Annotated in this window: 12 protein-coding genes and 1 pseudogene; 7 read left to right on the forward strand and 6 right to left on the reverse strand. The window is 27.3% G+C overall.

Annotation, left to right across the window (positions count from 1 at the left end; all coding sequences use genetic code 11):
- Positions 1 to 51: 51 nt before the first annotated feature.
- Positions 52 to 1242, reverse strand: coding sequence for a mechanosensitive ion channel family protein (locus tag C7380_RS03190; RefSeq protein WP_109604043.1), 1191 nt, complete (start codon positions 1240 to 1242; stop codon positions 52 to 54).
- A gap of 467 nt (positions 1243 to 1709) precedes the next feature.
- Here C7380_RS03190 and C7380_RS03195 point away from each other — a divergent pair, with 467 nt between their 5' ends.
- Positions 1710 to 3692, forward strand: a complete 1983-nt coding sequence (locus C7380_RS03195) for a sodium-translocating pyrophosphatase (protein ID WP_109604044.1) — start codon at positions 1710 to 1712, stop codon at positions 3690 to 3692.
- Positions 3693 to 3834: 142 nt separating this feature from the next.
- The gene (locus C7380_RS03200; RefSeq protein ID WP_109604045.1) at positions 3835 to 4851 is read left to right on the forward strand and encodes a 6-phosphofructokinase; all 1017 of its coding nucleotides are present in this window, start codon (positions 3835 to 3837) and stop codon (positions 4849 to 4851) included.
- Positions 4852 to 4884: 33 nt separating this feature from the next.
- Here the strand turns inward: C7380_RS03200 and C7380_RS03205 are convergent, their stop codons facing one another.
- The 5 genes from C7380_RS03205 to yajC form a co-directional block, all read right to left on the reverse strand.
- Positions 4885 to 5856 carry an AI-2E family transporter gene (locus tag C7380_RS03205; RefSeq protein WP_109604046.1) on the reverse strand — a complete coding sequence of 324 codons (972 nt, stop codon included), beginning with the start codon at positions 5854 to 5856 and terminating at the stop codon, positions 4885 to 4887.
- A 13-nt stretch (positions 5857 to 5869) separates the two neighbouring features.
- Positions 5870 to 6418 (reverse strand): DUF4416 family protein, encoded by a 549-nt coding sequence (locus C7380_RS03210; protein WP_109604047.1) that lies wholly within the window; start codon positions 6416 to 6418, stop codon positions 5870 to 5872.
- Entirely contained in the window at positions 6405 to 6995 is a 591-nt protein-coding gene (locus C7380_RS03215) for a hypothetical protein (protein ID WP_109604048.1), read from the reverse strand. Before C7380_RS03215 ends, C7380_RS03210 begins: the two co-directional genes overlap by 14 nt.
- A 160-nt stretch (positions 6996 to 7155) precedes the next feature.
- Positions 7156 to 9447 carry a protein translocase subunit SecD gene (gene secD / locus C7380_RS13715; RefSeq protein WP_109604049.1) on the reverse strand — a complete coding sequence of 764 codons (2292 nt, stop codon included), beginning with the start codon at positions 9445 to 9447 and terminating at the stop codon, positions 7156 to 7158.
- 27 nt (positions 9448 to 9474) lie between these two features.
- Positions 9475 to 9900 (reverse strand): preprotein translocase subunit YajC, encoded by a 426-nt coding sequence (gene yajC, locus C7380_RS03225; RefSeq protein ID WP_109604050.1) that lies wholly within the window; start codon positions 9898 to 9900, stop codon positions 9475 to 9477.
- Positions 9901 to 10092: 192 nt separating this feature from the next.
- Here yajC and C7380_RS03230 point away from each other — a divergent pair, with 192 nt between their 5' ends.
- The 5 genes and pseudogenes from C7380_RS03230 to C7380_RS03250 form a co-directional block, all read left to right on the forward strand.
- On the forward strand, positions 10093 to 11370 hold the full coding sequence (locus C7380_RS03230) for a hypothetical protein (protein WP_109604051.1): 1278 nt from the start codon (positions 10093 to 10095) through the stop codon (positions 11368 to 11370).
- Positions 11371 to 11510: 140 nt separating this feature from the next.
- Complete coding sequence (locus C7380_RS03235) at positions 11511 to 12668, forward strand: 1-propanol dehydrogenase PduQ (RefSeq protein ID WP_109604052.1); 1158 nt, start codon at positions 11511 to 11513, stop codon at positions 12666 to 12668.
- A gap of 227 nt (positions 12669 to 12895) precedes the next feature.
- On the forward strand, positions 12896 to 13240 hold the full coding sequence (eutS, locus tag C7380_RS03240; protein ID WP_109604053.1) for an ethanolamine utilization microcompartment protein EutS: 345 nt from the start codon (positions 12896 to 12898) through the stop codon (positions 13238 to 13240).
- A gap of 2 nt (positions 13241 to 13242) precedes the next feature.
- Positions 13243 to 13677: a EutP/PduV family microcompartment system protein gene (locus C7380_RS03245; protein ID WP_109604054.1), complete on the forward strand. Its 435-nt coding sequence runs from the start codon at positions 13243 to 13245 to the stop codon at positions 13675 to 13677.
- Between the two features lie 11 nt (positions 13678 to 13688).
- A pseudogene (locus C7380_RS03250) lies at positions 13689 to 14102 on the forward strand (response regulator); the annotation flags it as partial.

Here is a 14102-nt window from a genome sequence, read left to right on the forward strand (position 1 = left end):
CCCCCTTGAATAAAGTTAAAATAAATATAATGAAATTATATCAAATTAAAGTTAGTTTGACAAACTAATATTTTTAAAATTATCATAAGAAGGTAATTGATATATTTTCAATTCAAAAGCTTCAATTACAGAGTATATATATTCAAAAAGTTCAGATTGCACACCTTCATATTCTACCCAAGATTTTTCTTTAGAAAAAACATAGATTTCTAAAGGTAACCCATGTTCAGTGTAATCAAGATGTCTTACAATATATGTCATTTTAGTGTTGAATTTATTGTTATTTTCAATATAATAAACTAAGTATTTTCTAAATAGTGTCAAATTACTAATATGTTTTATTTCCATACTTTTAAGAAAATTATTTAAGAAATCACTCAAATAATTTTTAGACTTCAAATTATCTATCTTATCTTTATCAAATAATTTTATACTCTCAAAATCTATATAAATACAACGTTTAATTCTTCTTCCACCGGATTGTTCCATACCTTTCCAATTTTTAAAAGAACTGTTAATCAATGCCCAAGTAGGAATATAAACAAGAGTTTTATCCCAATTTTGAACTTTAATAGTATTTAATGTCATTTCAATTACATTACCATCAGCACCATATTCGTTCATAGAGATCCAATCACCTTTTCTAATCATTTTATTAGCTGTTAATTGAACATGGGCAGATAGTGAAAGAAGTGTATCTTTAAAAATAACAAGTAAGACCGCTGTCAAAGCACCTATACCACTTAATAAATAAGTAAAATTTTTATTTATAAGTATTCCAAGAACAAGTATTCCACCTAGAGAAAATAATACTATTTGAATTAATTGAATAAATCCTTTTATAGGACGATACTTTTTAGAATCTGATTCATATATATCAGATATAGTTCTCAGTATTCCATTTATTGTAAATATTATACTTAAAACTATATAAGAAATTGCAAACCTTTTAAAACCTTCATTGAATACCGAAAAAGTAGATGAAAATGAAAGAATAACAATTGCAGGGGCAATATGTCCTAAAGAATGAAATACTTTTTTCCTAAATAAAATATCATCCCATTTGAACTTGGATTTTTGAATTATTTTTTCTAATATTTTCATAATATATTTATTAGTTATTAAATAAGCAATATATGAAAATATTAGCATAATACCAAATACTATAATATTACTTAAAAATCCAGAAAGATTTTCAGATAATTTATAGCTCAATAAAAAATCATTTATCAAAGAAAACATCTTATCAACCTCCAAATTAATTTTATCAAATATATAATATATAAATATTAAAGTTTTTTTAATGTATTTGATTTTAATTTTATATAAACTATTTTCAAATAAAAATTTACGATTATAATTATTTTGCTTTATTATGGTAAAATAATATATGCTTTAAGTAAATATGAGAGTTGATTCATCACAAAAAGTAATTAAAATTTAATTTTTGTTTATTTTTAAAATGTATACATCTTAAAGTCAGAATTTAAGAGTAATATCAAAAAAATGTCATATTTTTTTACAAAATTTGACTTGAATTTATTTTTATTTATGATAAAATTAGAAGTCCCTATAAAAGCTATGAGTTAGAATATATATTTGTTCTTTTTTTCTCTTTTTCAAAAAATATATACAATATATATTTGTAAAAAAAACATTAATTTAATATAAAGAATAATATTAAAAAATAAAAAATAGGAGGTATTCTTATGGGTGCTATTTTTCAACTGGCCGGAATAATTGCCGGAGCCTTAGGAATAATTTTTACAGTATTTTTAACTTTTAGAGTTTTGGAAAGAGATCCTGGAAATGAAAAAATGAAAAAAATATCTGAAGCTATACAAATAGGTGCAAAAGCCTTTTTAATTTCTGAATATAAAATATTATACATAATTGTTATAGCATTTTCTTTATTTTTAGGTTTTTCAAATTCTTGGGAGATGGCTGTAGCATTTATTTTTGGTGCAACATTATCGGTATTATCGGGTTTTTTTGGTATGAATATTGCTACAAAAGCTAATACAAGAACAGCTCAATCTGCAACAAAATCTTTATCTAAAGCATTAAAAGTTGCATTTAATGGTGGAGCTGTTATGGGAATGACTGTAGCATCATTGGGACTTTTTGGTTTAGGCGTTGTTTTCTTTTTAACCAATGGAAATACTGTAGTTATGAGTGGATATGCTATGGGAGCATCTTTTGTTGCACTTTTTGCCAGAGTTGGCGGAGGTATTTTTACAAAAGCAGCAGATGTTGGTGCAGATTTGGTTGGTAAAACAGAGGCTAATATACCAGAAGATGATCCAAGAAATCCAGCTACAATTGCAGATAATGTTGGCGATAATGTTGGAGACGTTGCTGGAATGGGTGCTGATCTATATGAATCTTATGTAGGTTCAATTTATTCAGCTTCTGCTTTGGGAGCTTTAACTTTCTCAGCTAAAGGTGCTGTTTTTCCATTTTTAATAGCATCTTTTGGAATTATTTCAGCAATAATCGGTATTCTTTTTGTTAATCTTAAAGTTAAAGAAAATGATTCTATAGATCCTTCTAAAATGCTTCATGGAGGAACTTATATTGCTAATATAATGGAACTCATAGCTGTATTTATTTTATCCAAAGTTATTTTAGGATCTTATAAAGCGGCCATTGTAATAACATTAGGTATGGTGGTAGGAATCTTAATAGGTGGTATAACTGAATATTATACAGCTAAAAAACCTGTTATAAAACTTGCAAAAACAGCGACATCAGGTTCTGCACCTTTGCTCATAAATGGGATGGCATTAGGTATGGAATCTACAGCTATTCCTGTGATATTAATATCTATTGCTACAATTGTATCTTTTAATATATTAGGCCTTTTTGGAATAGCTCTTGCAGCTGTTGGTATGCTTGCTACTCTTGGAATAACTCTTGCAATAGATGCTTATGGACCTATTGCAGATAATGCTGGTGGTATAGCAGAAATGGCAGGATTGGATCCAGAAGTTAGAAAAAGAACAGATAAGCTTGATTCAGTTGGTAATACAACAGCTGCTATAGGAAAAGGTTTTGCAATAGGTTCTGCAACATTAACCGCTTTAGCTTTATTTTCCACATATATCCAAGTGGCTAATGTATCAATAGTAGATTTAAATGATTCGAATGTTTTTGTTGGTGCTTTAATAGGGGCAATGCTTCCATTTTTATTTTCATCTCTTGCTATGAAGGCAGTTGGAGACTCTGCTAATATAATGGTTATAGAGGTTAGAAGACAATTCAAAGAAATTCCAGGTTTAATGGATGGAAAAGCTGAACCTGATTATGCAAAATGTGTTGAAATTGCAACTAAAGGGGCATTAAAAAAGATGACATTGCCTTCATTACTTGCGGTGCTTTCTCCTGTAATAATTTATTTTCTTTTAGGAAAAGTAGCTGTTGCTGGAACATTAGCTGGTACAACAGTAGCTGGAGTTATGCTCGCAATATTTATGTCAAATGCAGGTGGTGCTTGGGATAATGCAAAGAAATATATTGAAACTGGAGAATTTGGTGGAAAAGGCTCGATGTCTCATAAAGCTTCTGTCATAGGAGATACAGTGGGTGATCCATTTAAAGATACAGCCGGACCAGCTATAAATATACTTATAAAATTAATGTCAATCGTTTCTATAGTAATAATCCCAATTCTTATTAAGTTTTTTGAGTAAAGCCATTTAAATGAGAAGTAAATAATTATATTTACTTCTCATTCTATTTAATGCTATATATTTTATTTTTGCTAATATTGATTTTTCGTGATAAAATGATAATATGAGATGCTTTTTAAAAAAGTTATAGGAGGGATTTAATATGAAAAGAGTAGCTGTCCTAAATGTTGGAGGCGATTGTCCCGGTCTTAATGCGGTAATAAGAGCGTTAATAGTAAAAGGTGCACATGAAAATATAGAAGTTATTGGAGTTTATGATGGTTTTAATGGTCTTGTTAATGATAAAATGTTTATTATGACCAAAGAACATGTTTCAGGTAGACTTCCAGAAGGTGGTATAATTTTAGGTTCTTCTAAGTTTGATCCTACAAATAATCCAGAAGATTTAAAAAAACTAAAAGAAAATGTAGAAAGATATCAAATAACATCTCTCATATTATTAACAGGTCATACAGGATCAAGAATATCTTTAAAATTGAAAGATGAAGGTATACCTTGTTTAATAATTCCAGCAACTATAGATAATGACCTTGTTTGGAGTGATTTAAGTATAGGTTTTTTAACGGCACTTCAAACTGTTACAGATTCTTTGGATTCACTTCACTCTACTGCAAGTGCTGGTCATAGAGTAATTGTTGTTGAAGTTGGTGGAGATGAATCTGGTTGGTTGGCAACTATAGGTGGAATGGCTGGAGGTGCTGACTATATAGTTACTCCAGAAATAACTCCAGAACCTGAGGATATTCTTTTAAATATTAAAAGAAGATATGAAGTCGGTAAAAAATTTTCTATAATAGTTGTTGAAGAAAGAAGTAAACTTACAGACGAAATTTTAAAAGTTGCAAGTAATATATCACCAAATATAATATCAAAAGCTGAAATAGTTGCTGAATATATAAAAGAAAAGATGGGTGATCAAATAGATGTAAGAACTGTAAATCTTGGTTATTTACAGAGAGGTGGATCTCCTGTATCATTTGATAGATTCTTAGCTTTTAAATTCGGATTTTCAGCTATAGAATGTATAAAAAAAGGAAAGTCTAACATAGCTTTAGGCTTAAAGGGATTTGAAATTTTAGAAGAACCTTTAAGTGAAAAAGTAACTCATAATAAAGCTGTTAAAGAAAATATATATGAAATGGCAAAACTATTCTTTTAAATAAAAATGAGACTGTAAATAAAAATTACAGTCTCATTTTTTTATCATGAAAAATCTCCAAAAATTTCTTATATATATTATGGTTGGAATTGCTATAAAAATACCGGCAAGTTGAAACAGTTGTCCGAATAACAATATTGCAACTAATATTATATACCAATGTATTTTTAAAGAACTACTTTGAATTTTAGGCGCTATAAACCATATTTCAGCTTGGTTTACAACTACAAGAATAGCTATTACAATGATAATTCCTTTCACACCATGTGTTGCAAAACCCAACATTAACATAGGAATTGCAGCTATGACAACACCAAGATAAGGTATAAAATTTGTAATCCAAGCTAAAACTCCAATAAAAAAAGCTCCAGGAATTTTAAATATATAAGCTCCTAAACCAACTAATAATCCAATAATTAAAGCATCTAAAGCTTGTCCTTTTATGAAAGTCTCAAAATCAGTTATAGTTTTTTTCATAAAATTTATACCATTTAAAGTATCTACTGGATATAATTTCCAAAGATTATTATTTACTCTTCTTTTCAAAGTTCCCATAATAACGGTAGTGATTATTATTATTACAGATCCAGCTACTAATGAAGGTATAGAAGTTACTATATTATTTAATATATTCAAACTGAAAGATGTTATTGTAGATTTAAATTCATTTAAAAATTGAAAAAACTCATCTGGAATTTCTAATGTAGTTTCTTGTGAAGAAAAATCTACGCCAGAAAGATTTTCAAATATTATTTTTCCTTGATTTATTATCACTGGAAAAAAATTAGATATAGCATATACTACGGCAGATATTACCAATGTATAGGATATTATTTTAGCTAAAACAGGGTTTATTTTTTTAGATAAAATTTTTTCTGGTTCTTCAATTATGGTTGCAAAATATACTCCAAGTATCATTGCAAGCATTATCGTAGGTGCTAATTTGAATAAAATTAAAATTATACCAAAATAGATCAAACTTAATTTTCCAGCTCCAGATATCATAAATTTCACCCACTCATAGTTTTTTTCTTTTTTTCATATATAAATCTCTTATAAGACTTAACTCAGCTTTATAAACAGGATCTTTAAAGTTAGCATAAGAAAATTCTAAATCTTTCCATTCTCCGTAATTGTACATTAAAGTTATTTCAGCATAAATACCTTTTCCAATATATAATCTATTTCCCCAATGTTTTGTACTTGCAAGTACAAACTGAGTGTGATGAACATAACCAATATCAATATTTACCTTTCTTCTGCCATCTATTGAATGTTTTGATTCAATTTTATTAGATAATATTTTTGCATCTGCAAGAAATGAAGGTGAACCAAGATTTTTAAAACTTATCATTCTTCCTTCTATTTTTATATTTTCACCCATTTCCTTATTATAGTATGTTGTGAATCTTTGAAAATCTATAGGTTTAGATATATAATCTATTTCGCCAAAAATGTCTTCAAGTTCTTTAATTATTCCATATTCGTATAACCAAAAATCTGAATTTCCTGCAGTGAAAACATGCACTGTATAATTTACAAGATCAGCTTTTTTAATTTTTCCCATCTGTTAACACCACCTCAAAATCATCTAATTTAATATTGTATTCATCAAAAGGAGATTTTATTTTTACAGTTCCAGTGTTATTTAATATTTTTATTTTTTTATTTTTTTCAAGAATAATATTTTTATATTCATTAGGTTTAAGTTCTATGTCTTCTACTACTATTGTATTTGAAGATAAATTTTGTATGTTTATACTTATATTATTTTTAGATATTATATTTTGATAAAACATCATTTCACCATATATTTTGTATATATATATGCAAGTTATTAAAGAAAAAGTAATGAGAATTAGAATAAAAAAATTCTTTTTATTTTTAGAAAGAAATTTAATATCTTTTTTTTCTTTTTTTAGTTTTTCAGATTCTTCTGGAAAAAAAAGGATATTTTCATCCAGTATTATATTTAATCTACTGCATATATCATCTATTTGAACCTTGCTATATCCATCTAATTTATTATTTATAAAATCTTGAAGCATATAAGCAGGCATTTTTAATTCTTTTGATAAACTTTCAAAAGAAAAATCTGAATTATCTATTAATTTTTTTAAGTCTTTATTGAATGTTCCTTTCATTATATCACCACCAATTAATTTTATCATATTTAATAATATTTTCCATTATTAATTGGTAAAACAAAAATTAAAAAAACATATTTAAATAAAATTAAAATGCATGGTTTCTTTTTAAATGAGAAACCATGCATCTTTGTTGATTAAATTTTAATTTTTAAATTTATAACTTTTTACTTTTTTTAAGCATATTTATAACTATTGGACTTGCTATGTATAGAGAAGAGTATGTACCTATGACTATACCTATTGTTAAACCAAAAGCAAAAGGGGCCATTGCTCTTCCACCAAGCATGAGCATCAAAAATACAACTATAAATGTTGTTATTGAAGTATGTAAAGATCTTATTATAACATCATTTATACTCTTATTAACTATTACTTCTACAGGTCTACCTCTTAGATTTTTAAAGTTTTCTCTTATTCTGTCGTATACAACTATTGTATCATTCAATGAATAACCAGCCAAAGTTAAAAATGCAGCTATTGCTGATACATTTATCTCTACACCAAATAAAGAATAAAAACCTAAAACTATGATAACATCATGAGCTAGGGCTAATAAAGCACCAATACCAAATGCAAATTTAAATCTTAAAGTTATATATGCGAGTAACATTACAAGAGAAATTATTATAGCATACCAAGCAAATGATTTAATTTCTTTTGATGCAAATCCTGAAACATCGTTGAATTGAAGAATTTCAATTTCTTGATTCAATTCTTTTGATAAAGAGTCTATAAAAGCATCTTTTTGAACTGTATCTTCAAATGAATCTTTTATAGTAACAGAGAAGAAAAACTTATCTTCTTGTCCTTTTATTGGATCTAGTTTTACTATTTTTGCAGTTGCATAATCAGGGTCTATGTTTATCATATCATTTCTTATATCTTCTATAGATATTGAATCATCCATAGAGACTGTTATTTCTGTACCACCTGCAAAATCTATACCATATTCAAAATTTTTAGTGAATGACAATATTAAAGCTACTGCAATTAAAACTGTAGAAAATAAGATAAATCCTTTTCTTTTTCCTACAAAATCCCAACCTTCTCTTTCACCTTTTTTTGTGAATTTTTCAGGTTTTATAAAATGTGAAGTTCCTTCGAGTATAGTTCTTGAAACAACAAGATTTGTAAACATAGAACCAAGAACACCAATTATGAGAGTTATTGCAAAACCTCTAACTGCTCCTGTTGAAAAATAATATAAAATTATTCCAGCAATTACAGTTGTTAAGTTGGCATCAAATAAAGTTGAAAAGGCTTTTTGAAATCCAAATTTAACAGAAGTTAAAGGAGGTCTCCCCATTCTGAGTTCTTCTTTAATTCTTTCATATATTATTACATTTCCATCTACAGTTGTACCAAAAGTCAGAATTATACCGGCAATACCTGGTAGAGTTAAAATTGCATTTGTCCAACTCAATATACCTGTAAGAAGAATTGTGTTATAAATCAATGCAATATCAGCTATTACTCCCATCCAACCATAGAATATGATCATATAAATCATAACGATTGCCAATCCAATTATTCCGGCTTTTATAATTGTATCAACTATATCTCTTCCTAAAGTAGGTCCCAAAGTTCTTTCTTGGAATTTTACAAGATCTACAGGAAGGTTTCCAGATTTTATAAGAGCTGCAATATTTTTAGCTTCTTGTATTTCTTGAATTCCTTCTATTTCAGCTCCTCCTTGAGTTATTTTGGTGTTGACTACAGGAGCTATTATAACTTTATCATCAAGAATTATTGCGAGTTGTTTATTTATTAAGTTACCAGTGGCAAGTTCAAATTTTGTTGAACCTGCAGAACTAAAGTTCAAATGAACAACGGCACCAGAACCTCTTGTATTAAGACCTGGTTTTGCATCTATTACATCTGAACCAGTTATTTCGAATGGTTCTCTTCCAAATTCAAAAACATTTTTTACTTTATACCATGTTGTATCATTTCTTTTTGATTGAATCCATGAGTACAATTCGATTGTTGAACCATTTATTTCAATTTCTCTGTTTCTCCTTAATTCAGGTTTTACATCAGTAGTTGAAGTTTCTAAAACTTCAGCAAAGTACAATTTTCCTTTACTTCCCAATAATTTTTCTGCTTCTTGAGTATCTCTTATACCAGGAATTTCTACTCTGACTCTTAAGTTTCCACCACTATCAATCCTTGCAACTGTTGCTTCTGTATAACCTGCTGCATCAAGTCTGTTTCTCAATACTAGAATTACATTATCAATAACATCTTGTGCTTTTACATCACCCTTTAGGTCAAGATTGTATTCAAAAAGACTTCCGCCCTGAATATCAAGTCCAAGCTTTAAGTTTGAAAATAGTTTTCCAAATCCTGAATATTCAGCTGCGTTTTTACCTGGTATAAGCATACCAAGCAATGCAACAACTATGACCGCTATTGTAAAAATTAAACGGACTTTGTTTGATCTCACCGAAGGTACCCCCTTATAATAAAAAAATTATTTTTTATCTTCGTCTTTCTTTTCTTCTTCTTTTGGTGCAGATTTTTCAGGAGAAGAATCTTTGGATAAAACGGCAGAAATTGCATTTTTTGTTATATCGATATCTGTTCTGTCGCCTGTGGTTATTCTTATTCTATCATTTTGAATAGAAAGTATTTTTCCTATTATTCCAGAGGAAGTTAAAATTTTGTCTCCTTTTTTTAACTCAGAAATCATTTTTTTATGTTTCTTTTCTTGTCTTCTTTGAGGTAATATCAATAAAACATACATTAAAACAAAGAAAATTAAAATAATCCATAGACTACCAAATGGTGAACCCGAAGGAACAGCAGCACCAGTTGTTGCGGCACCTCCTGTTGCAGGAGCAGCACCTGTACTACCAGCCGGTCCAAAGTTTATAAAATTAAGAACTCTTTCTAACAATTGTTCCACCTCCAAAAGCTTTAAAATATTAAAATATCTCATTTTATTATAACACATAATATATTATAATTGCCAGAAAATAATTAGTTTTTTTATATATTTTTAAAGTTTTTTAAGGTCTATAAGGTATTATGTTCTGAATGTTTTATATAAAATATGATAGAATATAATAAAAAAATGGGAGGTAGAAATATGAAAAAATTTAGTATGTTTCTTTTGATTATTAGTTTTTTTGTGATATCTTTTTCTAGTGTGACTGATTTTATACCTAATGATTCCAAAGCTACTTTTTATATAAAGAATCTATCTAATACTTATGAAAGTTTGAAAACAGTTCCTACTGTGGGGAGTTTTTTATCTGATCCAATAAATGCAGAAATGTATGTATCAAATTTTGTTGAAAGTTTTTTAGCATCTATGGGTATAGAACCAAAGGATTTTTTTGAATCGTTAAAGACTGATATGGCTATTTTTATACAGGAACCAGAAGAAAATACTTATATTTTTGGGATTATTTTTGGTGAACTTAAAAATCCTAATAAATTTTATGATTCTGTATCCAAAATAATAGAGCCTTTATCAGAATCCGGTATAAGTTTTAATCCAATATATAAAGAAATTTCAGGCAAAAAATATTTGATTATGGTTCAAGATAAATCAATTTATGAAGACAGCAAGAAGGGAGATATTAAATTTTATGAACAATATGAAAATGGAATCTATTTTAATATAAATTCTTCAGATTTGAAAAATACAGGTTTTGCTTATATAAAAGATAACTATTTAATTGGAACTTCTACAGGAAATTTAAATGAAGATTCTGTAAATCAAAAATATTTAAAAGATGTTTCGGATTATAATTTTCTTGGTACTGCTTTTCTCGCATCTGGTTTTTTACCTAAAGATATAAATTCGATAAAAGAAATTATAAGTATAGTAGCCGAACCATCTATTGTTGAAAATATATTGAAGTCTTCAAATGGATTTGAAGTTAATTCTAATATAGATATAAATATAGAAGAGAACATAAAAATTTCAAATACCAGTTATGTAAAAATTGATACGAGCACACAATTAAAAAATATAGAACCTATAATGAAGGAAAATAAATTAAAATATAATTATTTGGATGAAAACCATATGGAATTTGAAATAAAAATAGATGAAAATATATCAAATACTGAAATGAAAGCTTTAAAATATAATATGTGGAAAAAATCCGATAATATTTTTATTTCAGAAGATAATGAAGAAAATTTAAATAAAAAACTTCAAAATTCTATTAAACTTTCAGAAAACAAAACATATGAAGAATTATCAAAAAAAATAGGTACAGCAAACTTAGTATTAGCTTTTGTAGATTTTTCTAAATTCTTTGAAAAATTTGGAGCTTCAGAAAATTTTGGTTTTTTATTAAATGTGAATTATTTGGGAAATGGAGCTATGAAGGCTGATTTTGTGTTAAAATAATTGATTAAACCAAAAAATCTTAACTTGACAAAATTAAAATAAAATTATAAAATCTATAATGCACAATGAAGTGTTAAAAGCGATGAAGCTATGCGAATAATAATTCGCATAGCTTTTTTTTATTTATGAGGAGGGACATGATGAATTATTTCGGTTTAAGAACAGAAATTTATTCTGGAGAAAATAGTTTAAATAAATTAAATGAAATCAATTTAAAAAAAATATTTATAGTTACAGATCCTTTTATGGTAAAGTCTGGAATGATTGATAAAATAACTGAAAGTTTAAAAAAAGATATTGAATATAAAATATTTTCACAAATAGTTCCTGACCCACCATTAGAAGTTATAATGAAAGGTGTAAATGAGCTTAATGAATTTGAATCTGAAGGAATAATTGCACTCGGTGGAGGCTCTGCTATAGATGCTGCAAAAGCAATAAGTTGTTTTTTTAATAGAATAAATGAAAAAAAGAGTAATATAAAAAATAAAACACTTTATTTTATAGCAATACCTACTACTTCTGGAACTGGTTCTGAAGTTACAAGTTTTTCAGTTATAACTGATAAAGAAAAAAATATAAAATATCCACTCATATCAGATGAATTATTGCCTAATATGGCTATTTTAGATCCGGAATTAGTTAAATCTGTACCCGATTTTATAACAGCTGATACTGGAATGGATGTTTTAACACATGCTATAGAAGCTTATGTTTCTACTGAAGCTAATGATTTTACAGATGCTCTTTCGGAAAAAGCAATAAAAATAGTATTTGAATATTTAAAAAGAGCATATAAAAATGGAAATGATACTCAAGCAAGAATAAAAATGCATAATGCTTCATGTATTGCAGGTATTGCTTTTAACAATGTTTCATTGGGATTGAATCATGGAATGGCACATATTCTTGGAGGGAAATTTCATATTCCACATGGTAGAGCAAATGCTATATTATTACCTTATGTTATAGAATATAATGCTGAATTAGGAAATTATTTGGATAAAAAAACATCAACAACTGCAAAAAGATATGCCAATATAGCAAAAATACTTGGATTATCTTGTTCAAATACTAAAATAGGCGTAAAAAATTTAATTTTTGAGATAAATAAATTAAAAAAAGAATTGAATATACCAAATTCAATAAAAGAAGTTGGTATAAAAGAAAATGATTTTGATCAAGCTTTAGACTTTTTATCACAAAAAGCAATTGAAGACAGATGTACTGAAACTAATCCAAGAAAGCCAAAGGTAGAAGAAATAAAAACTTTATTTAAAAAAGTATATAATGGATAATAATATTAAAAATAAAGAATAATTTTTTTAAAAATTTAATAATCTGTAAACTTAATTTTAAGTTGACAAATTACATGATAATAATGTAAAATAAAAAGAGAAAAAATGCACAATGGAGTGTGTTTATTAAAAATAAGCAAAGAAGCTTCTAAAAGAATACATTATTTCATATTCTTTAGAAGCTATTATTTTTTTATAAAATAAATTTAAGAATGGTGATAAATAAAATGGAAGAAAAACAAAGAACTATACAAGAATATGTTCCTGGAAAACAAGTAACATTAGCTCATTTAATAGCAAATCCAGATACAGACTTATATAAAAAATTAGGATTAAATGTACAAACTAAAGAAGCTATAGGTATACTCACTATAACTCCAAGTGAGGCGGCAATAATCGCAGCAGATGTTGCTACAAAAGCTGCGGGAGTTAAAATAGGTTTTGTTGATAGATTTAGCGGATCATTAGTTATAACTGGAGATGTTGGAAGTGTAGAAGCTGCATTAAAAGATGTTGTTAAGATGCTTATAAATACATTGAAATTTTCTGGTACAAATATAACGAGGACTTGAATATGAAAAAAATAATGCTTATTGGTAAGACTGGAAGTGGTAAAACAACTTTTTGTCAAGCTTATAAAAATCAAGAATTAATATATAAAAAAACACAAGCCATAGACTTTATGGATGAATTAATAGATACTCCGGGAGAATATATAGAAAATAGAGTCTATTACAAAGCCTTAATAGTGACTTCAAATGAGTGTGATATCATTTGTTTCCTTAATGATCCTACTTCTGATGAAAGTTTTTTACCACCAGGATTTGCAAGTATGTTTAATAAAGAAACTATTGGACTTATAACAAAAATAGAAAAATCTTCAAATGAAAACATAAAGAAAGCTGAAGAAAATTTAAAATTATCTGGAGTAGAAAAAATTTTTAAGATAGATAACTTTTCGAAGAAAGGATTTGAAGAGTTGGAGAATTATATAAATAGTTTGTCATAATGAGGTGAATTATGAAAGAAAAAATAGTAATAGCTGATGATGAGCCTATTACAAGGCAGGATTTACGAGAAATCCTTGAAATAGCCGGATACAATGTTGTAGCGGATGCTTCTGATGGGTTTGATGCTGTAGAACTATGTAGAAAATTTAAACCTGATCTCGTTTTAATGGACATAAAAATGCCTTTGTTGGATGGCTTAAATGCTTCAAAAATAATAACTTCAGAAGGATTAGCAGGTGGGGTTATATTATTAACAGCCTATAGTGATGAAGATTTTATAGCAAAAGCCAAAAAATCAGGTGTTATAGGTTACTTAGTTAAGCCTATTGATGAAAGATCTTTAATACCATCCATAGAAATATCTTTAAGTAAATGTGTTGAAATAAATAGAATGAAAGAAGATATAAAAAAAGCCAATAAAAAA

It is taken from the genome of Oceanotoga teriensis (assembly GCF_003148465.1).
Classification (GTDB): Bacteria; Thermotogota; Thermotogae; order Petrotogales; family Petrotogaceae; genus Oceanotoga; species Oceanotoga teriensis.

Bases quoted from the DNA above. Each gene is read 5' to 3' on its own strand.
- C7380_RS03190 (WP_109604043.1), bottom strand. From the start codon at position 1,242: ATGTTTTCTTTGATAAATGATTTTTTATTGAGCTATAAATTATCTGAA.
- C7380_RS03195 (WP_109604044.1), top strand. From the start codon at position 1,710: ATGGGTGCTATTTTTCAACTGGCCGGAATAATTGCCGGAGCCTTAGGA.
- C7380_RS03200 (WP_109604045.1), top strand. From the start codon at position 3,835: ATGAAAAGAGTAGCTGTCCTAAATGTTGGAGGCGATTGTCCCGGTCTT.
- C7380_RS03205 (WP_109604046.1), bottom strand. From the start codon at position 5,856: ATGATATCTGGAGCTGGAAAATTAAGTTTGATCTATTTTGGTATAATT.
- C7380_RS03210 (WP_109604047.1), bottom strand. From the start codon at position 6,418: ATGGGAAAAATTAAAAAAGCTGATCTTGTAAATTATACAGTGCATGTT.
- C7380_RS03215 (WP_109604048.1), bottom strand. From the start codon at position 6,995: ATGAAAGGAACATTCAATAAAGACTTAAAAAAATTAATAGATAATTCA.
- C7380_RS03230 (WP_109604051.1), top strand. From the start codon at position 10,093: ATGAAAAAATTTAGTATGTTTCTTTTGATTATTAGTTTTTTTGTGATA.
- C7380_RS03235 (WP_109604052.1), top strand. From the start codon at position 11,511: ATGAATTATTTCGGTTTAAGAACAGAAATTTATTCTGGAGAAAATAGT.
- eutS (WP_109604053.1), top strand. From the start codon at position 12,896: ATGGAAGAAAAACAAAGAACTATACAAGAATATGTTCCTGGAAAACAA.
- C7380_RS03245 (WP_109604054.1), top strand. From the start codon at position 13,243: ATGAAAAAAATAATGCTTATTGGTAAGACTGGAAGTGGTAAAACAACT.